The 21,235-nt window shown below is 64.2% G+C and carries 23 protein-coding genes; 14 read left to right on the top strand and 9 right to left on the bottom strand.

The features are described from left to right. Positions 1–30 precede the first annotated feature (30 nt). The 5 genes from CFE28_03555 to CFE28_03535 all read left to right on the top strand — a co-directional run bounded on the left by CFE28_03555 (position 31) and on the right by CFE28_03535 (position 5,416). Positions 31–759: a hypothetical protein gene (locus tag CFE28_03555; GenBank protein ID OYU69155.1), complete on the top strand. Its 729-nt coding sequence runs from the start codon at positions 31–33 to the stop codon at positions 757–759. A gap of 33 nt (positions 760–792) precedes the next feature. After that, a complete protein-coding gene (locus CFE28_03550) occupies positions 793–1,695 on the top strand; it encodes an enterobactin esterase (GenBank protein OYU69154.1) in 903 nt (300 codons plus the stop codon). A gap of 63 nt (positions 1,696–1,758) precedes the next feature. Beyond that, the gene (locus tag CFE28_03545) at positions 1,759–2,550 is read left to right on the top strand and encodes an alpha/beta hydrolase (protein ID OYU69153.1); all 792 of its coding nucleotides are present in this window, start codon (positions 1,759–1,761) and stop codon (positions 2,548–2,550) included. 89 nt (positions 2,551–2,639) lie between these two features. Beyond that, positions 2,640–3,149 (top strand): (2Fe-2S)-binding protein, encoded by a 510-nt coding sequence (locus CFE28_03540; GenBank protein ID OYU69152.1) that lies wholly within the window; start codon positions 2,640–2,642, stop codon positions 3,147–3,149. After that, entirely contained in the window at positions 3,146–5,416 is a 2,271-nt protein-coding gene (locus CFE28_03535) for an aldehyde dehydrogenase (protein OYU69151.1), read from the top strand. Before CFE28_03540 ends, CFE28_03535 begins: the two co-directional genes overlap by 4 nt. Before the next feature lie 3 nt (positions 5,417–5,419). Here CFE28_03535 and CFE28_03530 read toward each other — a convergent pair whose 3' ends face one another. The 4 genes from CFE28_03530 to CFE28_03515 all read right to left on the bottom strand — a co-directional run bounded on the left by CFE28_03530 (position 5,420) and on the right by CFE28_03515 (position 7,494). Next, entirely contained in the window at positions 5,420–5,740 is a 321-nt protein-coding gene (locus tag CFE28_03530; protein ID OYU69150.1) for a cupin, read from the bottom strand. Position 5,741: 1 nt separating this feature from the next. Then, the gene (locus tag CFE28_03525; GenBank protein ID OYU69149.1) at positions 5,742–6,119 is read right to left on the bottom strand and encodes a hypothetical protein; all 378 of its coding nucleotides are present in this window, start codon (positions 6,117–6,119) and stop codon (positions 5,742–5,744) included. Positions 6,120–6,147: 28 nt separating this feature from the next. Further along, positions 6,148–6,864 (bottom strand): hypothetical protein, encoded by a 717-nt coding sequence (locus tag CFE28_03520; protein OYU69148.1) that lies wholly within the window; start codon positions 6,862–6,864, stop codon positions 6,148–6,150. Positions 6,865–7,029: 165 nt separating this feature from the next. Further along, entirely contained in the window at positions 7,030–7,494 is a 465-nt protein-coding gene (locus CFE28_03515) for a hypothetical protein (GenBank protein ID OYU69147.1), read from the bottom strand. A 281-nt stretch (positions 7,495–7,775) separates the two neighbouring features. Between CFE28_03515 and CFE28_03510 the strand changes: the two genes are divergently transcribed. Then, complete coding sequence (locus CFE28_03510; GenBank protein ID OYU69146.1) at positions 7,776–7,961, top strand: hypothetical protein; 186 nt, start codon at positions 7,776–7,778, stop codon at positions 7,959–7,961. Positions 7,962–8,345: 384 nt separating this feature from the next. Here CFE28_03510 and CFE28_03505 read toward each other — a convergent pair whose 3' ends face one another. Next, a complete protein-coding gene (locus CFE28_03505) occupies positions 8,346–9,653 on the bottom strand; it encodes a carboxypeptidase (GenBank protein ID OYU69145.1) in 1,308 nt (435 codons plus the stop codon). Positions 9,654–9,680: 27 nt separating this feature from the next. Here CFE28_03505 and CFE28_03500 point away from each other — a divergent pair, with 27 nt between their 5' ends. Then, positions 9,681–11,057: an MATE family efflux transporter gene (locus CFE28_03500; protein ID OYU69144.1), complete on the top strand. Its 1,377-nt coding sequence runs from the start codon at positions 9,681–9,683 to the stop codon at positions 11,055–11,057. 6 nt (positions 11,058–11,063) lie between these two features. On the opposite strand, the gene CFE28_03495 is transcribed toward CFE28_03500, so the two are convergent. Continuing rightward, a complete protein-coding gene (locus CFE28_03495) occupies positions 11,064–11,693 on the bottom strand; it encodes a glutathione S-transferase (GenBank protein ID OYU69143.1) in 630 nt (209 codons plus the stop codon). 93 nt (positions 11,694–11,786) lie between these two features. On the opposite strand from CFE28_03495, the gene CFE28_03490 reads away from it, so the two are divergent. Both CFE28_03490 and CFE28_03485 read left to right on the top strand, forming a co-directional pair. Further along, on the top strand, positions 11,787–13,436 hold the full coding sequence (locus CFE28_03490; protein ID OYU69142.1) for an acyl-CoA dehydrogenase: 1,650 nt from the start codon (positions 11,787–11,789) through the stop codon (positions 13,434–13,436). 66 nt (positions 13,437–13,502) lie between these two features. Next, a complete protein-coding gene (locus tag CFE28_03485; protein ID OYU71535.1) occupies positions 13,503–14,387 on the top strand; it encodes a hypothetical protein in 885 nt (294 codons plus the stop codon). 161 nt (positions 14,388–14,548) lie between these two features. Here the strand turns inward: CFE28_03485 and CFE28_03480 are convergent, their stop codons facing one another. Then, positions 14,549–15,529, bottom strand: coding sequence for a DNA-binding transcriptional regulator (locus CFE28_03480; protein OYU69141.1), 981 nt, complete (start codon positions 15,527–15,529; stop codon positions 14,549–14,551). A 102-nt stretch (positions 15,530–15,631) separates the two neighbouring features. Between CFE28_03480 and CFE28_03475 the strand changes: the two genes are divergently transcribed. The 4 genes from CFE28_03475 to CFE28_03460 all read left to right on the top strand — a co-directional run bounded on the left by CFE28_03475 (position 15,632) and on the right by CFE28_03460 (position 17,742). Next, positions 15,632–16,024, top strand: coding sequence for a hypothetical protein (locus tag CFE28_03475; GenBank protein OYU69140.1), 393 nt, complete (start codon positions 15,632–15,634; stop codon positions 16,022–16,024). Between the two features lie 95 nt (positions 16,025–16,119). Beyond that, positions 16,120–16,554: a hypothetical protein gene (locus CFE28_03470; GenBank protein ID OYU69139.1), complete on the top strand. Its 435-nt coding sequence runs from the start codon at positions 16,120–16,122 to the stop codon at positions 16,552–16,554. Positions 16,555–16,719: 165 nt separating this feature from the next. Continuing rightward, the gene (locus CFE28_03465) at positions 16,720–17,097 is read left to right on the top strand and encodes a glyoxalase (GenBank protein OYU69138.1); all 378 of its coding nucleotides are present in this window, start codon (positions 16,720–16,722) and stop codon (positions 17,095–17,097) included. A 21-nt stretch (positions 17,098–17,118) separates the two neighbouring features. After that, positions 17,119–17,742: a hypothetical protein gene (locus CFE28_03460; protein ID OYU69137.1), complete on the top strand. Its 624-nt coding sequence runs from the start codon at positions 17,119–17,121 to the stop codon at positions 17,740–17,742. A 67-nt stretch (positions 17,743–17,809) separates the two neighbouring features. On the opposite strand, the gene CFE28_03455 is transcribed toward CFE28_03460, so the two are convergent. Beyond that, entirely contained in the window at positions 17,810–18,919 is a 1,110-nt protein-coding gene (locus CFE28_03455) for an S-(hydroxymethyl)glutathione dehydrogenase/class III alcohol dehydrogenase (GenBank protein OYU69136.1), read from the bottom strand. A gap of 272 nt (positions 18,920–19,191) precedes the next feature. Between CFE28_03455 and CFE28_03450 the strand changes: the two genes are divergently transcribed. Then, positions 19,192–19,851: a hypothetical protein gene (locus tag CFE28_03450; protein ID OYU69135.1), complete on the top strand. Its 660-nt coding sequence runs from the start codon at positions 19,192–19,194 to the stop codon at positions 19,849–19,851. Here CFE28_03450 and CFE28_03445 read toward each other — a convergent pair. Continuing rightward, positions 19,848–21,200: a two-component sensor histidine kinase gene (locus CFE28_03445; protein ID OYU69134.1), complete on the bottom strand. Its 1,353-nt coding sequence runs from the start codon at positions 21,198–21,200 to the stop codon at positions 19,848–19,850. The two genes, CFE28_03450 and CFE28_03445, sit on opposite strands and share 4 nt — an antisense overlap. Positions 21,201–21,235: the final 35 nt, after the last annotated feature.

Here is a 21,235-nt window from a genome sequence, read left to right as displayed (position 1 = left end):
TCCCTGATAGCAGCCCTGTTGCCTCCGGGCGTGCTCAAGTTCCAGGATGGCGCCATGTTGCCCATCGACCACATTCCCATGTCGCACCAGGACCTCGGATTACTGAGCGCGGCGTTCGTCAGATTGGGATTCTTTGTGGCGCCACCCGCGGAGTTCCGGTCTCCGGATACGCCGGGTGAGGTCTGGCCAAGCCGGGGCGTCTTTCTGGAGCGCGGCTGGTTTGACCTCCAGGAAGCGTCGGCCGCCCCGGCTGATCGGCCGGCTGTTCCTGGATCCTGCCTGTTCCTGGCGTCCGACCTGGAGAGCGCGACCCGCGCACTGGCGCCAATGAAGCTGGACCCGCCTTTCCGTCTGACCCGGCATTGGGCGGATGCGAGACCAGGGCCGCAACTTTCCATGGCCTTCGCCAATCTGCGCGCCCGGGTCGCCCCCTTCATGCTGGCGGTGATTGCCTACGACGCGCCCGGATCCGATGTTGACGCCGCCTGGCGGCGACACCCGAACACGGCCCTGGAAATCCTTGGGCCCGGCTTCCCCGATCCATCACCCGGGCCGGCGGCGGAGGATGCCGCAAGGGTGCTGGACCTTTCAGGTTTTCGATATGGCATGGGAGGCCTTGCAGTACGGATCAGGGTGGAAGACCTCGACAGGGTCATCGGTTGTCTGGAGGCTGGTCAGTTGGAATTCACCCGCGGCGGCCTGGAAATCCATGTTCCACCCTTTGGCGCCCTGGGGTGCGCCTTCGTTTTTTCGGCTTAAAGTCGCCTTCATAAATCCGCCCGGGAGCGTGTGATGACTGAACCCTCTGCAACCCTGCCAGAACTCAAACCCGTCACCGTTGTCGGCGCGCGGCAGTGGGACTTCACCTCCACGCGCAATGGCCGCACCTATCGGATCTTCCTCTGGGTCCCGGAGGTCGATCCCCCCGAAGGCGGGTTTCCGGTGATCTATGCCCTGGACGCCAACATCCAGTTTCCGATGACCAGCGACATGGTCAGGACCTGGAGCCTTGGCGGCGCCATCCGGCCCGCCGTCGTGGTCGGGATCGGCTATCCCACCAACCGTCTGACCGAGGCCCTGGTGCTGAGGTTCAGGGATCTCAGCCTGCCGGCCACGGCGGAATGGATGGAGTCCAGCGTCCACCCCCTGGGCGGAATAACCCCTGAGCAGGTGGGCGGTGTTGATGATTTTCTCGCCGTCATCGAGGACGAGATCAAACCAGCGGTCGCCGCCCTGGCTCCGGTCGATCCGGCGGAACAGACCTTGATGGGCCACTCTCTCGGCGGTCTGACAGTCCTTCGCGCGCTGTTCACCCGTCCCGAATCCTATGCCCGCTTCGTGGCCGCCAGTCCGTCCATCTGGTGGGCCGACAAGGCCATATTGCAGGATGAATCTGCCTTCGCGGCGCGGGTTACAGCCGGTGAGATCGCGCCGAAAATCCAGATCCTGGCCGGCGGCATGGAGCAATCGGTGGACACAGCAGCGGTCAACCACTTCAAGTCCCGGGAGACCGCTCAAGCCGTGGTCGAATACTGCGCCATGGTGGACAACGCCCAGACCCTGGCCGACCGCCTGGCCGCCCTGAAGGGCGCCGAAGGATATGAAATCTCGACCTTCACCTTTGAGGGCGAAGGTCACTCCTCGGTAGTTCCGGCCGTCGTCAGCCGCGGCCTGATGTTCGCCCTGCGCTTCTGAGGGTTTTGACTCCCCCTCTTCGACGGGCAAGACTGCCCTCATTGGAAACCAGCGAAATTTCACATGCCCAGCTTTGAACACGACGGTCTGGCCCTGGCCTATGACGACATCACCCCCCAAGGGGGCGCTGACCGGACCCTGGTCCTGGTGCACGGCTTCGCCTCCAACCGGATGGAGGGCTGGAAGCGGACCGGCTGGTATGCGGCTCTGGAACGGCGGAGGACGCGGCTGGTGGCCATCGACCAACGCGGCCACGGCGAAAGCGCCAAGCCCCATGAGTCAGACGCCTACAGCCGGGCGAAATTCTCGGGCGACCTGATAGCCCTGCTGGACCATCTGGGCCTGGGGCAGGTGGACCTGTTCGGCTATTCCATGGGCGCCCGCACCGTGCTGGCCACTGCCCTGGCAGATCCCAACCGGGTGTCGAACCTGATCCTTGGCGGGGTGGGCGGCGCCATGATCACCGAGCGTCCGGTCTCAACCAGCGGAATGTCCATGGCGGAGGCCATGCTGGCCGAAAGTCCGGATGACATCACCGAGCCCATGCTCAAGAGCTTCCGGCACTTCGCCGACGAACAGGGCGAGGACCGCAAGGCCCTCGCCGCCTGCACCGGGGCTGTCAATCCACCCTGGAACCCGGACGACTTCTTCGCCCTGCGCATGCCGGTTCTGGTGGTCACAGGCCAGAGGGACAGCCTGGCCGGAAACCCCGAGGACCTGGCCAACGCCTTCCCGTTCGGCAAGGCTGCCATCCTGCCCGGCTGCGATCACTTCAACGCCATACCGCACGGCCTGACCAAGGCGGCGGTGTTCGACTTCCTGGACGGCGTCGAGGACGACCCCTGGGGACGCTAGGAACCGCCCTGCAATCCCTGCGTTAGGTCTGGACAAGGTCCGGGTTGGAGGTGCAGCCTCCGTCCAGACAAAGATCGCAGGGGGGCGATATGGCCAAATTCCAGCTTAACGGACGCGAGGTCCAGACCAAGGGGCCCGAAGATACGCCCCTACTATGGGCGCTGCGCGATGACCTTGACCTGAAGGGCACCAAGTTCGGCTGCGGCATAGGCCAGTGTGGCGCCTGCACCGTCCACGTGAATGGTCAGGCCGTGAAATCCTGTCTGACACCGGTGAGCGTCGCAGACGGCGGAACCGTCACCACCATTGAGGGCCTGGACCCCAAGGGCGCCCACCCGCTGCAGACCGCCTGGATCGAAGCCCAGGCGCCCCAGTGCGGCTACTGCCAGTCGGGCCAGATCATGCAGGCCGCGGCCTTGCTCAAGGCCACGCCAAACCCCACCGACGCCGAGATCGAAGCCGCCATGAACGGCAATCTCTGCCGCTGCATGGCCTATGTCCGTGTCAAGAAGGCCATCAAGATCGCCGCGAAGAAATCCCCGGCCCAGAGATCCAAAGCCCAGAAATCCAAAGCCCCGACAGCGGGAGCCCGCGCATGACCCGCCCCACCCCTGTCGCCAGCCGCCGCCAGTTCCTGATCGCCGCCAGCGCGGTGGGCGCCACCTTCGGCTTCGCCGCCGCAGGTGAAGCCGCCATCGTCCTGGGGTCCTACAGCGGAGCCCCGGCCTTTGAGCCGACAATCTGGTACTCCATCGACCGCTCAGGCCTAGTCACCGTCAATGTCATCCGCGCCGAAATGGGCCAGCATGTGGGCACCGCCATCGCCCGGATCGTCGCCGACGAGCTGGAAGCCGACTGGGACAAGGTGCGCATTGTCCACGTGGATTCCGATCCCAAGTGGGGCCTGATGGTCACCGGCGGATCCTGGTCTGTCTGGCAGAGCTATGCCCTGATGAGTCAGGCCGGAGCCGCAGGCCGCGTCGCCCTGATTGCAGCCGGCGCCAAACTGCTTGGGGTCGACCCCAAGGCCTGCATGGCCCGCAAGGGCGCCGTGATCAGCGGCAAGCGCTCGGTCAGCTACGGCGACATCATTGCGAAAGGCGGCCTGAAGACCACCTTCACCGAGGCCGAACTCAAGGCCCTGCCCATCAAGTCGGTATCCGAACGCCGGATGATCGGCCGTGATGTCCAGGCCAGGGACATTCCGCAGAAGACTGACGGGTCCGGGAAGTACGGCCTCGACGCCACCGCGCCGGGCATGGTCTATGCTCGGCCGAAAATCCCGCCGACCCGCAATGAATCCAAAGTGGTTTCGGTGGACGAAACAGCCGCCAAGGCGGTGCCCGGCTATCAGGGCCACCTGGTTCTGGATGATCCTTCCAACACCGTTCCCGGCTGGGTGGTCGTGCTGGGCGACAGCTTCTTCGCCGCCAACCGGGCCGCGCGGGCCCTCAAGGTGGAATGGACCTCAGGCCCCACCGCCAAGGTCTCCGACGCCGACCTGCGCGCCCGGGCCGATGAACTGATCGCCGATCCCAAGGCTGGCTCGACCGTCCTCAATGATCCCGGCGTCGACGCCGCCTTCGCCGCGGCCAAATCGACCCTGTCGGCGACATACACGACTGACGCGGCTCTTCACTTCCAGATGGAGCCGCTCAACGCCCTGGCCTTCGAGCGCAATGGCGTCTTCGAAATCCACACGGGCAATCAGTGGCAGTCCCTGATCCTGCCCACCCTGGCCAAGGCCCTGGGGCGAACTGAAGACAAGATCGTACTCAAGACTTATCTGCTGGGCGGCGGATTTGGCCGGCGACTGAACGGCGACTATGCCGTGCCGGCGGCCCTGGCCTCCAAGGCCCTGGGCAAGCCGGTCAAGCTGGTCTTCACCCGCGAGGATGACACGGCCTTTGACAGCTTCCGCTCGCCCTCGGTTCAGCTGGTGAAGATGGCCTTCGGCGAAGGCGGCCAGGTGTCGGCCATGGACCACTCAGCGGCGGCTGGCTGGCCCACAGAGGTCATGGCGCCCTTCTTCATGCCCAAGGGAACCAATGATGTTCCCTATGACCCCTTCGCCATCAGCGGCGCCAACCACTGGTACAGCGTCGGCGCCCATCGGGTTCGCGCCATTTCCAATGACCTGGCCAACCGCGCCTTCAGGCCGGGCTGGCTCCGTTCGGTCGGTCCCGGATGGACCAACTGGGCGGTGGAAAGCGCAATGGACGAGGCCGCCCATAAGCTGGGCGTATCCCCCCTCGCCTTCCGCCTGAAGCTGCTGGACGCAGCAGGCCGCAACAGCGGGTCAGCGGACGGCAGCAGCGCGGTCGGCGGCGCCAGGCGTCAGGCCGCCGTCCTCGCCCGGGCGGCCAAGCTCGCGGGCTATGGCGGCAAGCTGCCCGCCGATACCGGCATTGGCCTTGCCACAACCTTCGGTCAGGAGCGGGACATGCCCACCTGGACGGCCTGCGCCGCCCGGGTCCATGTGGATCGCAAGACCGGCGCGGTGAAGGTCGAGAAGCTGACCGTCGTGACGGACGCTGGCATCATCGTCCATCCCGATGGCGCCCTGGCCCAGGTCGAGGGCGCGAGCCTCTGGGGCCTGAGCCTGGCCCTGCACGAAGGCGCCACCTTCAAGGACGGCCAGATCCAGGAAACCAATCTGGGGCGCTATACCCCCCTGCGGATGAAGGACGTTCCGGACCTGGAGATCGAATTCGTTAAGAGCGACCAGCCGCCGGTTGGCCTGGGCGAACCTGCGACGACCGTGGTCGGCCCGGCGATCGGCAACGCCATCTTTGCCGCCGTCGGCGCCCGGGTACGGCACCTGCCCATCCGGCCACAGGCCGTGCTGGAGGCGTTGAAGGCCTGATCCTTACCGTTCCGGCCCGTAGAAGATCACCCAGACCTTGAAGTCCGGGCTGAAGGTCTCGAACCGGTGGACCATATGGGCCGGGACGTAAAGCAGGTCGCCGGGGCCGAAGGTCACGGTTTCATCAGCGCGACGGAAGGTCCCGGTCCCCTCAGCGACGATGTAGAGCTCGTCCCTTGAGTGTGGGGTCTGACGGTCCACGCCCTGTGGCGCATAGAGCTCAACGGAAATTTCGCCGTCGCGCCGGAAGAGTTCCGCGAAGGGCTTGTCGGCTGGCAGGGCGGCCAGGGCCGAGGCCAGACTGACGGCAATGTCGCTGGGCACCTTACTTGCCGTTGGCCTGGGGCCACTTCACAGAACGGAAGTTCACATTGCCGATGAAGGTCCGCATCCAGTCGCGGCGTTCGATGGCCAGGCGACAGGCGTCATCGGGGTTGTCATTGCTGACCACCTTGTGGCGGGCGCCAATGAAGCCGTTCCACTTGTAGTTCACCTCATCGACGGTGAGCGAGGTCTCGAAATTCGGCGTCATGTAGACCGTACCGCTGTGCCCCATGACATAGTTGTTCTGGTCCAGCAGGGGCACGGTGCGCACGGCGGCGCAGAAGACAGTCCGGGTGTCCGGCAGGGTCTGGGCAAACGCTGCCCCCGACATCAGGCTGCCAACTAGGCTTGCGGCGAGAAGCGGTTTCAGGGCGGTCATCAGGACGTCTCCAGGGCAAGTTCTGAGCCTAGTCAGCAGGGCTCGGCCCCGCAATCCTTGATCCTGCATAGGCGGCCTTCCAGCCGACGGCAAGCAGCCAGCCCGTCAAGGCCAGTTCGGCCAGCAGAGGTCCGAAGCTGACAATGCCTGGAATGCTGGCGGCGAAAGACCTGTCGACCAGCACGGGGACCTTTGTGACCAGATCACAAAGACCGCCGATAATCAGCAGCGACCCGACGACTCGCGGGGCCAGGCCGGAACGAAGGAAGAGCAAACCCAGGGCCAGAAGATTCAGGCCAAAGAAGATCATGGCCAGACCATAGAGCTGATCATGGAAGCGCAGCATCATCAGGGCCAGCTCTTCCCTCTGACCTGGGCCGAAGGTTTCCAGGTGAACCCTGCCGGAAAGGATCGGGACCACTGACGCCGCGAAGAGGGATTTCACGGCCAGCATGCCGTCGGGAATGAGACGCAGGACTGTGGCGATCAGGGCCCCCGTGCGGCTCCAGGTCGACAACAGGGTGTAGAGAATTGCCGCCATGGTGAGATCGCAGGCGACCATCACAAGATCAAACACGATCCCCATGCCGTAGAAGGCCTGCCGCGAGAGGATGTTGTGCGCCGTTCGGGCTGGCGATGCGTAGTCTATCAACTGCCCTCTGACGCCCAGTTCGGCGAACAGGCCTGCGCAAATCACCATGATGTAGAGAAGGCCCGCAGTGCGGCCCAGGGTCCGGGAAGTCATGGGTCGCTTGAACTCCGTGTCCCCTGATACTGGCGGCTGAACCCCATCGGTCAAATGAACTCGCCGTAAGTCTGCACTCGGATGTGTCCGGGATGTGGGTTCATTCGACGAGAGGTCGTGACAGAAGCCCGTCCTGGCAATGTTTGCGCGCAGATCGATCCGGCCTCACTCGTAGAAGGCGTCAATCCCCAGAGCCTGATCCAACTCCGCCATGCTGGTGGTCGATCTTATCTCGGCCTTTCGGGCGCTCAGCTCAGCCTCATCGTCGGGGAATTCACAGAAGTCGCCAGGAAAAGCGTCCATGTGCTGGCAAACCCTTTCCTGAACCGAAGCGAAATCCGGCGATGGCAGGGACTCAACAGCCTGATCGATCACCGGCAATCGCGGGTAGAGGCCTGAAAAAATATGGCGGAGCCTGAAAGCTTCATAACCAATCTTCTGTACTGAAACGACGCGCCAGGCCCTCCCCGAGGCATCCACCAAATCCATGCCGATCTGCAGACCCGAGCTGAGGGTCTTGTATCCGCAGGTCATTCTCTGATGCGGTGTCTGGATGGACCAGATTTCCCCATCTGTGGTGAAACAGAGGATAGGATAAACGAAATCGATCTCACTGGCCTGGATTGTCATGGTGGCTCCTGGGCTGGAAGCAATCTGAATTGAATTTGGGTGACCTATCTGAGAGGGCGCTCGCTATACGGCGTCGGATTGGACGGTGCCGCGGGCGGCGGGACCGAGCCCACGAAATCCGCGAAGTTGTCCACATGCGTTGCGACATAACCGGGAACCGTCTTCATCCAGTCGGGAGTTCCAATCCAAAGGCGGCGAACGGGGTCATACTTGGGCGCACCCCGCCAGGATCCGGTCAGCCTTCGGTGTTGGGCTTGTGGCAGGACCTTCAGGAAAGCAGGATGATTGCGCCAGTTTTCGGCCGTGCGCTTTATGCCATTCAACGGAATCGAATGATGGATTTCTTCGCCAGCCCCAGCGACGCCACGTCGGCGCAATTGCTTTCGGGCGGCCTCGGCGGTCATTCGACCTACGTTCTTTTCGACACCCTTCTCGAAAGCCTTTGCGACTCCAAGTCCTGTCACTGAGATTCCCACATCTGCAATCGCTTCGGCGACATCCGTGGCCGCCTGAACCGAATGCCCCGCTTTGGCATTGTCACCGGCGTTCATCAGCGGCCCGGTAACGGGAAAATACCTCGCCACCTCTTTGTCGCCTGGTGTTGCACCGAGCGCGTCATTGGCTTCACTCCGCGCTGCAGAGCCCAACCAACGTCCATGGGTTCCATGGTAAAAGGCAAACTGTTCAGCCCTCTTTCGACGCATGGCCAGGTCGTAAGCTTCACCTTCAGGATCAGGAACAGACTTGGCCTGTCCCCTCGGCATTCGTGCCATCACAACCCTCTCATTGTTCAATCCCAGAGAGAGTCAGTACAGAAAAAATCTATAAGTGTAAAGAACAAACAGAGAACATCATTGTCCGCTCAATTCCATAACCATCCGCGCCGCCAGATAGATCCGTGGGGCGATGCGGGTCAGGTCGACATACTCCTCCTCGGACGAGTGATAGCCAAAACCCGGCAGGCCAAAGCCCTCGATCACCGGCTTGCCGGAAAGCTGGGCGAATCCCGCGTCGGAACTGGCGGTCATGGCGGGAACGGGTGTCAGGGCGCCGCCCACCTCCCTGTAAACTGCAACGGACTTGTCGATCAGGGCGTTGGAAGCTGCGTCGGCGAAATAGCCCGGGCGGCCGGGGCGGTAGTCGACCTTCGCTGTCGTGCCGGTGACCAGGGGCGTCTTCAGGCGCTCGGCCAGCTGGGCCAGTTTTTCATCCAGCACGGCCTTGGACATGTGACGGGTGTCGGCCGAGATCATCGCCTGGTCAGGGATCTGGTTGCGGATGGTTCCGCTGGTGGACTGGGTCCAGTTGAAGCGGAAACCCCTGGCCGGGTCGTCCAGATCGCGGGTCTTCAGAACGATATCGCCAGCCTCAACAAGGGCGTTGCGGCCCCGCTCTGGCTCAGCGCCTGCATGGGCGGCGCGGCCAGTGACGATAACCCGGGTCTCGCCATTACCGGCGGCGGCTCTGGGTATGATCTCAACGCCGACCGTGCTGGGTTCAAAGGACATGACCACGTCGGCCTTGCGGGCCAGATCCGTGACAATCCTGCCCGAGAAGACCGAGGTCTGTTCCTCGTCCGTGTTGAACATGACGGTGATCTGGCCGTAGCGCCGGAAACCCTGGGCCTTGAGGACCGACAGGCTGTGCAGGATCACCGCCACCCCGCTCTTGTCGTCGGCGATGCCGGGTCCATAGGCGCGGTCGCCCTCAATGCGGAAGGGCCGCTTGGCCAGGGAACCGGAGGGATAGATGGTGTCCATGTGGGCGATGAGCAGGATCCTGGCCTTGCCGGTCCCCGTGAACCGACCGACGATCACGGATCCATGGGCCGGAGCCGCTGCAGGTATCTTTTCCACCTGCGCGCCAAGACCTTCAAGGCGAGCGGCCAGGAGATCTCCCAGTTGCGCCATGCCCGCCGGCTCCCGGGTGGGGGTCTCGATATTGACCAGGGCCTTCAGGGTTTCGACCGCAGCCGGCGTCGCCTCCTGGGCCGCGGCCCAGAGTCGGTCATTACGCGGCGCGGCCTGGGCGGGGAGCGCCAGAATACAGGCGACGGTCAGGGCAGGCAGTATCCTCATCGGACGTCTCCGGATTTTGCACCATCCTAGCCCCACCGGGAACCGACCGGAAGGCGGCGCCCCTAGGTCAGGCTTTCGCATTCCTGCATTTGAGGTCTAGGATTTCGGATGGTTGAAGCGACTCCCCCAAGCACCAATCCCCTGCTGACCGCGCCCGTGGCCGGAACCCTGGCGAAACTGGCCGCGCCGAACCTGCTGGGCATGATGGCCACGACCGCTGTCTCGATCGCGGAAACCGCCTATATCGGGCGACTGGGGCCGGAGAATCTGGCCGCTTCGGCTCTGGTCCTGCCCCTGATCATGCTGATGGGGATGATGAGCGCCGGCGCCATGGGCGGAGGCGTTTCATCGGCGGTCAGCCGCGCCCTTGGCGCAGAGGACAATGCCAGGGCTGCGAGCCTGGCGCGGCACGGCCTGGTGATCGGCCTGGTCATGGGTTTGTTCTTTACTGTCCTGCTGTCCGGCTTCGGCAAGAACCTTTTCGCCTTGCTGGGAGGCAAGGGCGAGACCCTGCACCTTGCGACGGTTTATGCGGCGGTTGTCTTCGCGGCCGCAGCCTCGGTATGGCTGAGCAACATCTTTGCCTCCGTGCTCCGGGGGTCGGGAAACATGTCCGGTCCCGCCGCCATCATGCTGGGGGGCGCAGCGCTGCAGGTGGTGATTGGCGGCGGCCTTTGCTTTGGATGGGGCCCCGCGCCTGCCCTGGGCATAGTCGGCGTCGGCCTTGGGCAGGTTTCGATTTCGATCCTGAGCTGCCTGCTGATGTTCCTCATGCTGACCTCGCCAAAGGCGCGCGTGCGCCTCAAGGTTTTTGGGCCGCTCAGCGCCGACCAGTTCATGGACATTCTGAAGGTCGGCGGGCCGGCCCTGCTTTCGCCCATCCAGACCGTCGGAACGGTTCTGATCATCACCGCCATTGCGGCGCGGTTCGGCGTCCAGACCCTGGCGGGTTACGGCATCGGCTCGCGCCTGGAATTCCTGTTGGTGCCGGTCGCCTTCTCGGTGGGCGTCGCGGCCCTGCCCATGGTCGGCCTCGCCATAGGCGCCCGTGACGTCGCCCGCGCCCGGAAGGTCGCATGGACTGCCGGCGTCATGGCGGCCATTGGGCTAGGGTCCCTGGGTCTGTTGCTGAGCCTCTCCCCCGGCCTTTGGGTCAATATCTTCTCGAAGGATGAGGGCGTCAGGGCTGCAGCTTCACTCTACCTGCACTTCGTCGGGCCGACCTTCGCCTTTTTCGGCATGAGCCTGGCGCTCTATTTCGCATCCCAGGGCGCTGGACGGATCATGGGCCCCTTGCTGGCCGGCACCCTCCGCATGGCCGTTGTCGGATTTGGCGGCTGGGCGCTCGTGTCCCAACAGGCGCCGCCATGGGCCCTGTTCGCCCTTGTGGCTGCAGCCATGGCGATCATGGGCCTGGCCACAGCGGGATTTGTCGCCATGACCCCGTGGGGCCCCCGCCCGACCAAGGGTCAGGCGGAGGCTTAGGAAGCTTTAGTCCTTGGGACCCATGTTGTAGGGGCCGCCCTTGGTCAGGGCTGTGCGGTAGGCGGGGCGAGCCTGGAAGCGCTTCACCCAGGCGGCGATGTTCGGATAGGTCTCATAGAGTCCGAAGGCCCCGGTGACTTCGCCCACAAAGCTCATCTGGACGTCGGCGGCTGAGAATTCGCCCATCAGCCAGTCCTTCCCGGCCAGGGACTTTTCCACATAGCCGAGGTGATTGGCGATCTCGCTCTGGATGCGCGGATGCAGGCCGGCGCCGGCCTCGCCCAGACGCATGACATACATGTTCAGCATGAGGGGCAGCATGGCCGAGCCTTCGGCATAGTGCAGCCACTGCTGGCAGACATCATAGTCGAAGCTCTTGGGATCGGGCGCCAGACGGCCTTCTGCGTGGCGCCGGATGATGTAGTCGATGATGGCGCCGGACTCGATGACGGTGTGATCGCCCTCGGTCACCACCGGGGACTTTCCAAGGGGGTGGACTGCCGTGAGTTCCGGCGGGGCCAGGCGGGTGGCGGCGTCCCGGGCATAGAACTTGATTTCGTAGGGCAGGTTCAGCTCTTCCAGCAGCCACAGAATGCGCTGGGAACGGGAGTCATTGAGGTGATGGACGACAAGCATGGGGGAGTCTCCGTGTGGGTTGCAAAAGGGGTATCGGCAGGTGGACGTCGGGGCAAGGTTGGATCGGCCTGAGGTGATGGATATGGTGGCCTGATGAGCGACCTGATCCTTCCTGACCTGATCTCCCTTCTGGACCGCGCGGCCCTGGCTGCGGAGGCCTTTGCTGACGACGCCCGACGACAGGTGGCGGAGAAGGTCGCGCCGGACGGGAAAGTGGACAGGCGGGCCCTGGACGCCGAGCAGCACGTCGTTCACGGCCTTGCCTGGGCGGCGGCCTATGCACAGACCCTGCGGCAGACGGCGGCCTGGGCGGGGGATCTGGCGCAGACCGGACGCCTGACCGAGAATGAGGCCCTGCCCGCCCAGCTCCTGGCCTTTGAATACCTGAGCCAGCTGGCGGGCGGCGTCCCCATGAACCAGGGCGAGGTCTTCCGGCCGGGCGATCTGGGCCTTGATGGATCGCAGTTCCTGACCCTGATCGACGCTCTTCGTCCCGGGGCTGGCCAGGGGGTGAAGACCCGCATTGTGGAACTGCTGGACGGCGCCCGGGGCCGGATGTCCCTTGAGGCCACCGGTCTGGATGAAACCCTTCAGCAGATCGCCGACCAGTTCACCGCCTTCACCGCCCAGAAGGTCACCCCCTTCGCCCAGGGCTGGCACCTGCGTGATGAGCTGATCCCCATCGAACTCCTGAAGGAACTGGCTGACCTTGGCGTGTTCGGTCTGACCGCGCCCGAGGATCATGGCGGATCAGGCCTTGGCAAGATCGCCATGTGCGTGGTGTCGGAGGCCCTGTCCCGGGGCTGGATCGGCGCCGGGTCCCTGGGCACCCGGTCGGAGATTGCTGTGGAGCTGATCCTGGCTCACGGTACGGATGACCAGAAGGCCCGGTTCCTGGACAGGATCACCAGCGGCGAAATCATTCCGACAGCGGTCTTCACCGAGCCGGAGACCGGATCAGACCTCGGCGCCCTGCGCACCCGGGCCGAGAAGGCGGGCGATATCTGGAAGGTGACAGGCGCCAAGACCTGGATCACCCATGCGGCCCGGGCGGATGTCATGACCCTTCTGGTCCGCACCGATCCGGCCTCGAAGGACCATCGCGGCCTGACCATGCTGCTGGCGGAAAAGCCCCGGGGAACTGTCGCTGATCCCTTCCCCGCGCCCGGCATGTCCGGCGGAGAGATCGGGGTCATCGGCTATCGCGGCATGAAGGAATACGAGATCGCCTTCGACGGCTTCGAAGTCGCCGACGCCAATGTGCTGGGCGGCGTCCAGGGTCAGGGCTTTTCACAGCTGATGGCGACCTTCGAGAGCGCCCGGATCCAGACGGCGGCCCGGGCCATCGGGGTGGGCCAGGCGGCCCTGGACACGGCCCTGGACTATGCCCTGCAAAGGCGGCAATTCGGCCAGCCCATCGCAAACTTCCCGCGGGTGGCCAACAAGCTGGCCATGATGGCGGCCGAGCTCCTGGGCACCAGGCGACTGGCCTGGTTCGCCGCCCGGGCCAAGGACGAAGGGCGGCGCTGTGATCTTGAGGCCGGCATGGCCAAGCTGACCGCCGCCCGCATCGCCTGGGCCTGCGCCGACAATGGGGTCCAGATCCATGGGGGGACGGGCTTCGCTGTCGAACAGCCCGCCAGCCGCCTGCTGGCCGACGCCCGTATCCTGAACATCTTTGAAGGCGCCGGCGAGATCCAGGCCCAGGTGATCGCCCGACGCCTGCTGGAAGGCGCCAACTAGCCCGCCTTGGAATTCCGATATGAAAGTGATATCACTTCGATATCCATTTTCATGAGGATGAAAATCATGTCGGACTCTATCAACCGCAGCGTGGAGCGCCCTGGGGGCGGGATCAATGGCGGCGTCGTATTGATGGCCCTCCTGCTCGGCGCGCTGAGCGGGCTCTATTGCATAAATGTCCTGTCGGCCTTCTCGTCACTGTTTTTCCTGGCCGGCATGCTCTTGCTCGTGTGCAGCTTCATCACGATTGCCGGATTCTACACCATCCAGCCCAATGAGGCCGTGGCGGTCACCCTGTTCGGAAACTACAAGGGCACGGACCGGACAACCGGTCTGCGCTGGGTCCTGCCCTGGTATGGCCGCCGCAAGGTTTCCATGCGGGTGCGCAACGTCACCAGCGAGACCCTCAAGGTCAATGACAAGCAGGGCAACCCCATCGAGATCGCTGCAAACGTGGTCTGGCGGATCCAGGATCAAGCCCAGGCCCTGTTCGACGTGGACGATTATTCCGCCTTCATGACCATCCAGATGGAGACGGCCCTGCGGGAGGTCGCCCGCCACTATGCCTATGACCACGGCGAGGAGGCTGAACCGACCCTGCGCTCGGACGCCGAAATCGTCGGCGAGCGCCTGCGGGCTGACCTGCAGGAGCGGGTCCGGGTGGCCGGCATAGCCATTGATGAAACCCATCTGATGCACCTGGCCTATTCCCCGGAAATCGCCGGCGCCATGCTGCGGCGTCAGCAGGCCGAGGCGGTGCTGGCGGCCCGACGGACCATTGTCAAAGGCGCCGTCAGCATGGTCGAAACCGCCCTGGCTCAGCTGTCTGAACGCAATGTCGTCCACCTGGACGATGAGCGGAAGGCCACCATGGTCTCCAACCTGCTGGTGGTGCTCTGCGGCGATCGAGACGCCCAGCCGGTGGTCAATACCGGCACCCTCTACGGTTAGGTCGTGGCGCGCGGCGAAAAGCGGGCCTTCCTGATCCGGGTGAACCCCGAAATCATCGAGGCCGTGGAAAAGCTGGCGGCGGCCGAGCTACGCTCGGTCAACGCCCAGATGGAAATCCTGCTGCGGGAAGCCCTGCAGAAGAGAGGCGCCGCCCCCAAGCCCTAGACCCTGTGGGCCAGCAGGGCCATCTGCAGTTCCTGACGCATGACGGTCTTCAGCCGTTCAGGCGCCAGGATCTCGACCTTGTCGCCCCAGGTGAAGAGGTGCCAGGCCAGCTCCCGCATGCCCCCGGCCCGGAAGGCGGCGAGCACCGACCCGTCGGCCTGGGGGGTGAGAACCTGGGACGGGTGAAAGCGCCAGCCCATGGCTTCCTCAGCACCGTGGGGCAGGATGCGCAGGCGGATGTCCTCCACCTCGTCCTGATAGATGCCGAAGCTCCGCTCCTGGAAGGCCTGGAGGGTAAAGCCAGCCGGACGCGCCCCGGGAATATCCGTCACCTCGATGTCGCGCAGGCGATCCAGCCGCCAGGTGCGTGGCTCGACGGACTCGCCCTCGGCCCCCACCAGATAATTGGCCCGGCCGAACATCAGGCCGAAGGGCGTCACCACCCGCTCCCGCCCGGGCGTGGAGCCGCCGTCATATTTGAAACGAAGGCGGTGCAGGGACATGATCGCCTCCCGCACAGCGCTGAGCACCGCCTCATCCTCGAATGGGCGCGGACCGGCGTGAATGGCCAGGGTCTGGGATTCCAGCAGGGCCTCAAGGTCAGGCGCCAGCTTGCGCCGCACGCCGGCCCGCATGGCTGACAGGACCTTCTGCTCCAGATTGCCCAGGGCCTTCGCCCGGGCCTGTGCGCCTATGCTCCGAAAGTATTCGGCCGCTGCGCGCAGGGCAGCGAACTCATCGGCGGTGGGCGCCTGGAAGACGCCGTCAAGGCCGGCGGGAATTCGCCAGCGCCGGGTTGGCGGATCCTCCACCTCCTCCATCTGGGGAAAGGCGTCGCGGACGGCGTCGCGCATGCGTTCGGCGGTCCGTCGGCCAACCCCCATGGCAGCAGCCATCTCGTCCAGGGTGAGCCCCTCTGCGGAACCTGCCAGTCGTCGGGCGAGTTCCAGAAGGCGGGTGGCTTTCTCATGACGCATGAAACGGCCTCAGCACGAAAAAGAGAACATAGCAAAAACTTACGTCCGTTTTTGTCGCAACGCCAGCCCAGAGTGATCCTGCCGAAACGAAAGGACCATCCCATGTCGAATGTTCACGCGATCCGCCAAACCCGCCCGGTTGAACCGCTGTTCCTGTTCGACGTGCGCAGGCCCCTTCAGGCGGCCAGCCCGGAGATGATCTCTCGCCTGATCACCCATGCCGATCAAGCGACCCGCCTTCCAGGCGGGCGGCTGCGCCTGAGGATCAGTTCGGACATGGTCGAGCGCCTGCAGGCGCAGGGCAAGCTGGGACGGGATGACTACCGTCTCGCCGACCTCACCGTCGACTGGGATGAAACCGAAGGCCAGGTGATCCAGGTCCGCGACGACGCCCGCCTCCGCGACGCCTCCGCCCGCTGGGCCGAGTGGGACTCGCTGTGGGATGAAGGCGCCTACCAGCCGGAAACCGACGTCCGCCAGGCCTTCGCCGCCTGAGGCGAAATTGCGGGCCTCGTTATCGGACCGGAAACCAATCCGGGAGCATGTTTCGAATCAGAAATCAGCACTGTCCCGGTTAAGCGGAGGGCACGATGGCCGAATACGAAACCGACGCCGGTCAGGCATCGCCATTCAAGGTGCTTGTGGCGGACGACCACCCCGTAAACCGTGAGTTCGTCCGTCGGATCCTTGAGCCCCTGGGCGCCTCGGTCACCGAAGCAGTCGATGGTCGCGAGGCCGTGGACTCTGCCGCCACCGTAGCCTTCGACCTGATCCTGCTGGATCTGAAGATGCCCGGCATGGACGGCGATGAGGCAGTAAGGATCATCCGCTCCAGCGACGGTCCCAACCGGAATGCGCCTATCCTGGCCTTCTCCGCAGGACAGGAAGCCTTTGACGAACTCCTCCTGCCCGACGAATTCGACGGCGCCCTGGCCAAGCCCATTTCCCCGGACACCCTCATCGAGGCCTTCGCCACCTATTGCGGCCAGGACGTCGGAGCCGAGCGGCAACGCAGGTTCGGGTAGGTCCTGAAGCGGGCATGCACTGACCAGAGGTCCGGGTTGACGGACGACGCTGACTGGGCCGACACTTCGGGTATACCCACACCGCGACTGCTGCTGCGGTCATGTTTGTCGGGCCCGAGCCGTTTCCGCCGGTCGTGGCGGACTGCGATGTGAAAGGTCGCCGCAATGTCCTTCGCCCAGAATCCTCCCGTCACTTTCGTCTTCACACGGGACAGGGAAAAAACCAGGGCCTTTTACAAGGACATCCTTGGGCTGAACCTCACCGAAATCAGCGCGTTTGCCGACGTGTTCGAGCTGAATGGCGCGACGCTCCGGATTGTGCCGATACCAGACCATGTTCCCAGCCCGCACACGGTTCTGGGCTGGGAGGTGGCCGATATCCATCAGACCGCCCGCATGCTGCTCGACAAGGGCGTTCAGATGCAAAGGTATGACGGGTTTGATCAGGATGACCTGGGTATCTGGTCGGCGCCGGATCGAACCGCCAAGGTCGCCTGGTTCCTGGATCCCGAAGGCAATAACCTCAGCATTTCACAACATTGATCCCGGGAAGGTCGCTATCCTGTGCGCCTTCACAATGTCCCCGGATCTGAAATGACTCCCACTGGTTCCGAAGTTGACGTCCGGATTGCCCGGGGCGAAAAGATCGCAATCCGCAGGATCCTGGCTGGCGACCTGCCCCCGATCGCGGGCTTTCCCTTCACGGTCTCGATCACTGAACCCCTGTCAGATCCCGACCTCCTGACAAAGGCTTTCCGGAGCTCCGGCCTATGGACCAACACAGCCGGGGCGGTCGCAATTGTCGATGCGCAGAACGGCCGGCTGCTGGGCACCATGCAGTTTTACAGGTCTGCGCCCTGCATCCACGGCTTTGAACTGGGTTACATCATCCATGACCCTGCAGACAGGGGCGCCGGAAAGGCGTCGGAAGCGGTAAAGCTGTTCTCGGACTACCTGTTTGAGACCCTGCCGGATTTCTATCGGCTGCAGCTGATTATCGAGGCTTGGAACGTCCCGTCCTGGAAGCTTGCGGAACGCTGCGGCTTCGTCCGTGAGGGCTTGCTGCGTAGCGCCGGTTTCGGGTCGGGCGACCCGGCCGACTGCTTCATCTATTGCCGGACGCGGAAGGACTGGCACGAGGCAAGCCACAGTCCGGTCAGCATGGGCGGTGTGTCAAACGCCACCTGAGCGTCGGGCAATCGCCCCTAGAGCCCTTTTCGATCCGATAACCGGGTCCCACTTATCGGAAAATGCCCTAGAAAATCACCACACTGCGAATGCTCTCGCCGGCATGCATCAGGTCGAAGGCGCGGTTGATGTCTTCGAGGGGCATGGTGTGGGTGATCATCGGGTCGATCTCGATCTTGCCGTCCATGTACCAGTCGACAATCTTTGGCACGTCGGTGCGGCCCCGGGCTCCGCCGAAGGCCGTGCCCTTCCAGACCCGGCCGGTGACCAGCTGGAAGGGGCGGGTTGCGATCTCCTTGCCTGCTTCCGCCACGCCGATGATGATGCTCTCGCCCCAGCCCCGATGGCAGGCCTCCAGCGCCTGACGCATGACCGTGGTGTTGCCCGTGCAGTCAAAGGTGTAGTCCGCCCCACCATCGGTCAGGGCCACCAGATGGGCGACGATATCGCCTGAAATGTCCTTGGGATTAACGAAGTGGGTCATGCCGAACTTGCGGCCCCAGGCTTCCCGGTCAGGATTGATGTCCACACCGATGATCATGCCGGCGCCCACCATGCGGGCGCCCTGGATGACATTGAGGCCAATGCCGCCGAGGCCAAAGACGATCACATTGGCGCCGGGCTCAACCCCTGCCGTATTGACCACGGCGCCAACGCCTGTGGTGACGCCGCAACCGATATAGCAGGCCTTGTCGAAGGGGGCGTCGGACCGGATCTTGGCCAGGGCGATTTCCGGCAGGACCGTGTGATTGGCGAAGGTGGAGCAGCCCATATAGTGGGCGATCTGCTGTCCCTTGTAAGAGAAGCGGCTGGTGCCGTCCGGCATGACGCCCTTGCCCTGGGTGGCGCGGATCGATGTGCAGAGGTTGGTCTTGCGCGACAGGCAGCTTTTGCATTGGCGGCATTCGGGCGTGTAGAGCGGAATGACGTGGTCGCCCGGCTTTACCGAGGTGACGCCAGCGCCGACCTCCAGCACCACGCCTGCGCCTTCGTGACCGAGGATGGAGGGGAAGATGCCTTCGGAGTCCAGACCGTCGAGGGTATAGGCGTCGGTATGACAGATCCCTGTGGCCTTGATCTCGACCAGGACTTCGCCGGCGCGGGGCCCTTCGAGGTCCACCTCGACAATCTCAAGGGGCTTCCTGGCTTCGAAAGCGACGGCGGCGCGGGTCTTCATCACTGGGTCTCCGATCAAGCGCGGCGAAAATGTCGGGGGTCGGGCCCGGAGGCAAGAGCAGTCCCCAAAATCATGGGTAACGTCATACTGCCGCCCCGGCAAATTCGCCCCCCGGGCTTATGATGGCGAAAACCCGGAAAGATGTCCCCAGAGTGTCTGTTGCGCGCAAATCCGGCCAATTGTGACGCAATTGTGGTCGTCAGGTTTCAGAGCTCAATCCGGGCCGCAACAAACCTCCTAGCCCCGTCCTTGCATGGCGAACCTGCAGCCCCGTGCCCAATCGGACATTCAGGCCGGCGGGACTCCCACGCAAAGGAAAGGAGAATCCAGTGAACCTCTCTGGAATATCAAGCAGTTACGGCCCCTCCGGAGCTCAACGCGCCCTGGCGTCGCTTGTCAGCCAGGCTTCTGGCGGATCCCGGAGCGCCGGGCAGGTCTTGCCGGGCGCTGACCAGGGTTCGGACCAGGGCGGGCCTCCCCCGCCACCGCCGCCCCGTTCTGGTGGGCAGGCCTCAAGCCAGTTCGCCGCAAACACCCTGGCCAGTCTGCTCAGTGTCCAGCAGCAGCCGAGCGCCTCGGACCTTGCCTCCAAACTGATCGGGCAGGTGGACACTGACAGCGATGGCAGTCTCAGCCTGGATGAGATCCGGTCGACCCTCGAAAAGGCCGGCCTGAGCAAGGCATCATCCACATCAGGTGCGTCGAGCCAGGACCTCCTGACCAGCGCCTTCGGTAAGCTGGACGGGAATGGCGACGGCAAGCTGGACACAAGCGAGCTGACCAGCGCCCTGGAGGAAATGATGAAATCCCATCATGGCCACCGCCATGGACCACCGCCACCGCCGCCGATGCAGGCCACAGCGAGCGCCGCCGATACATCGACGACAGCTTCCACTCCAGTGGCCGCAGGAGCGACGACTTCAGCCGGTTAGAGCGGCAACCGGACCCTTGCCGTCAGCCCCTCGGGGCTGGCGGCCAGGACCACATCCCCACCATGAGCCCTGGCGATGGAGCGGGCCACCGCGAGACCAAGGCCTACCCCGCCGCCATCTAGGGTCCGGGCGCTATCGGCCCGATAGAAGGGTGTAAACACCCTCTCAAGGTCTGAATCGGCCAGGCCTGGCCCGCGGTCGGCAATTTCGACCAGGGCCTCATCCGCTTCGATCGAGACCTTGAGCCGCGCCTCGCCGCCATACTTGACCGCATTGTCCACAAGATTGCCGAACAGCCTCGCCAGGCCAAGGCTGTCGGCCGTAACTGTCACAGCCTCACCGTCCTCGAGACTGACATTCCGACCCATCTGGGCGGCGTCGTCCACCAGGCATTCAAGGATGGATCTGAGATCGACCCTTTCCCGCGGCCGCCCGGCGCTGGCGTCGCGAATGAAGGCCAGGACCGAGGTGATCATCTGCTCCATCTGCTCAACATCGGCGAGAACCGCAGACTTCACTGATGGAGGCGCCGCCTCAAGCTTGAAGCGGATGCGGGACAGGGGCGTACGCATGTCGTGGCTGATGGCGCCCACCATGCCGGTGCGGTCTTCGATATACCGCTTGAGCCTGGCCTGCATGTCGTTGAAGGCCCGCGCCGCCGTGCCAATTTCAGCTGGTCCGGACAAGGGCAAAATGGCGCCCGTCGGATCACGGCCAAGGGCCTCGGCGGCCCGGGCGAAGGCGCTGATCGGCGCCGTGATGCGTCTTGCGAAGAAGTAGCTGAGGGGCACGGTCAGCAATACGCAGCCGGCCAGCCACAGGAGCAACCGCTTGTGCCACTCATTGGGAAAAGGATCAGGACCAGGCTGGACCACGGTCCAGAGCCCGTCAGCCCTTCGCAAGGCAGCGACAAAATTGTTCGCCGCCAATCCGCCGTCAAAGGTCATCACGTGGATCTGGACAACCCTGTGACGACCATGATGCTGGGGTGGTCTTCCGGGATCTGGCAGCCACTCAGGCCCCATTCCCGGGCCGCCGCGCAGGCTCCTGGGCGCCTGCGGCCTGACAAACAATACAACGTCGGCAGGGTCCACACCCAAAAGCCCGGCCAGTCGAAGTGATGGATCTTCGCCGGGAGGCCAGGGCGGCGGCGGCATCCTGGCCCGGGGAGGCCGGCTTGCGCTGGACCTGACCAGACCTTGCCCGGCACGCGTCGCCAGGTCGCCGCCCTTCAGGGCCCTGGCGATCTCTTCGAGTCGATAGATCGACCTGGGGGGCGGCGGCGTCATCACCAGCATGACGAAGGTCAGGGCCTGGGCGATGATCAGGGTCAGAATGAGAAGGCCCATGAGCTGCAGGGCTATGGGCGTCCCTCGGGGAGGCG

The sequence above is a fragment of the Alphaproteobacteria bacterium PA2 genome (genome assembly GCA_002256425.1).
Taxonomy (GTDB): Bacteria; Pseudomonadota; Alphaproteobacteria; order Caulobacterales; family Caulobacteraceae; genus Phenylobacterium.
The sequence above is the reverse complement of the archived record's forward strand: the minus strand, read 5'-3'. Positions and strand labels throughout refer to the sequence as shown.

Bases quoted from the DNA above. Each gene is read 5' to 3' on its own strand.
- CFE28_03470 (OYU69139.1), top strand. From the start codon at position 16,120: ATGGCCGAATACGAAACCGACGCCGGTCAGGCATCGCCATTCAAGGTG.
- CFE28_03515 (OYU69147.1), bottom strand. From the start codon at position 7,494: ATGACAATCCAGGCCAGTGAGATCGATTTCGTTTATCCTATCCTCTGT.
- CFE28_03550 (OYU69154.1), top strand. From the start codon at position 793: ATGACTGAACCCTCTGCAACCCTGCCAGAACTCAAACCCGTCACCGTT.
- CFE28_03505 (OYU69145.1), bottom strand. From the start codon at position 9,653: ATGCGAAAGCCTGACCTAGGGGCGCCGCCTTCCGGTCGGTTCCCGGTG.
- CFE28_03445 (OYU69134.1), bottom strand. From the start codon at position 21,200: ATGGGCCTTCTCATTCTGACCCTGATCATCGCCCAGGCCCTGACCTTC.
- CFE28_03490 (OYU69142.1), top strand. From the start codon at position 11,787: ATGAGCGACCTGATCCTTCCTGACCTGATCTCCCTTCTGGACCGCGCG.
- CFE28_03485 (OYU71535.1), top strand. From the start codon at position 13,503: ATGTCGGACTCTATCAACCGCAGCGTGGAGCGCCCTGGGGGCGGGATC.
- CFE28_03525 (OYU69149.1), bottom strand. From the start codon at position 6,119: ATGACCGCCCTGAAACCGCTTCTCGCCGCAAGCCTAGTTGGCAGCCTG.
- CFE28_03540 (OYU69152.1), top strand. From the start codon at position 2,640: ATGGCCAAATTCCAGCTTAACGGACGCGAGGTCCAGACCAAGGGGCCC.
- CFE28_03520 (OYU69148.1), bottom strand. From the start codon at position 6,864: ATGACTTCCCGGACCCTGGGCCGCACTGCGGGCCTTCTCTACATCATG.
- CFE28_03500 (OYU69144.1), top strand. From the start codon at position 9,681: ATGGTTGAAGCGACTCCCCCAAGCACCAATCCCCTGCTGACCGCGCCC.
- CFE28_03480 (OYU69141.1), bottom strand. From the start codon at position 15,529: ATGCGTCATGAGAAAGCCACCCGCCTTCTGGAACTCGCCCGACGACTG.
- CFE28_03545 (OYU69153.1), top strand. From the start codon at position 1,759: ATGCCCAGCTTTGAACACGACGGTCTGGCCCTGGCCTATGACGACATC.
- CFE28_03455 (OYU69136.1), bottom strand. From the start codon at position 18,919: ATGAAGACCCGCGCCGCCGTCGCTTTCGAAGCCAGGAAGCCCCTTGAG.
- CFE28_03535 (OYU69151.1), top strand. From the start codon at position 3,146: ATGACCCGCCCCACCCCTGTCGCCAGCCGCCGCCAGTTCCTGATCGCC.
- CFE28_03495 (OYU69143.1), bottom strand. From the start codon at position 11,693: ATGCTTGTCGTCCATCACCTCAATGACTCCCGTTCCCAGCGCATTCTG.
- CFE28_03465 (OYU69138.1), top strand. From the start codon at position 16,720: ATGTCCTTCGCCCAGAATCCTCCCGTCACTTTCGTCTTCACACGGGAC.
- CFE28_03475 (OYU69140.1), top strand. From the start codon at position 15,632: ATGTCGAATGTTCACGCGATCCGCCAAACCCGCCCGGTTGAACCGCTG.
- CFE28_03510 (OYU69146.1), top strand. From the start codon at position 7,776: ATGATTGCGCCAGTTTTCGGCCGTGCGCTTTATGCCATTCAACGGAAT.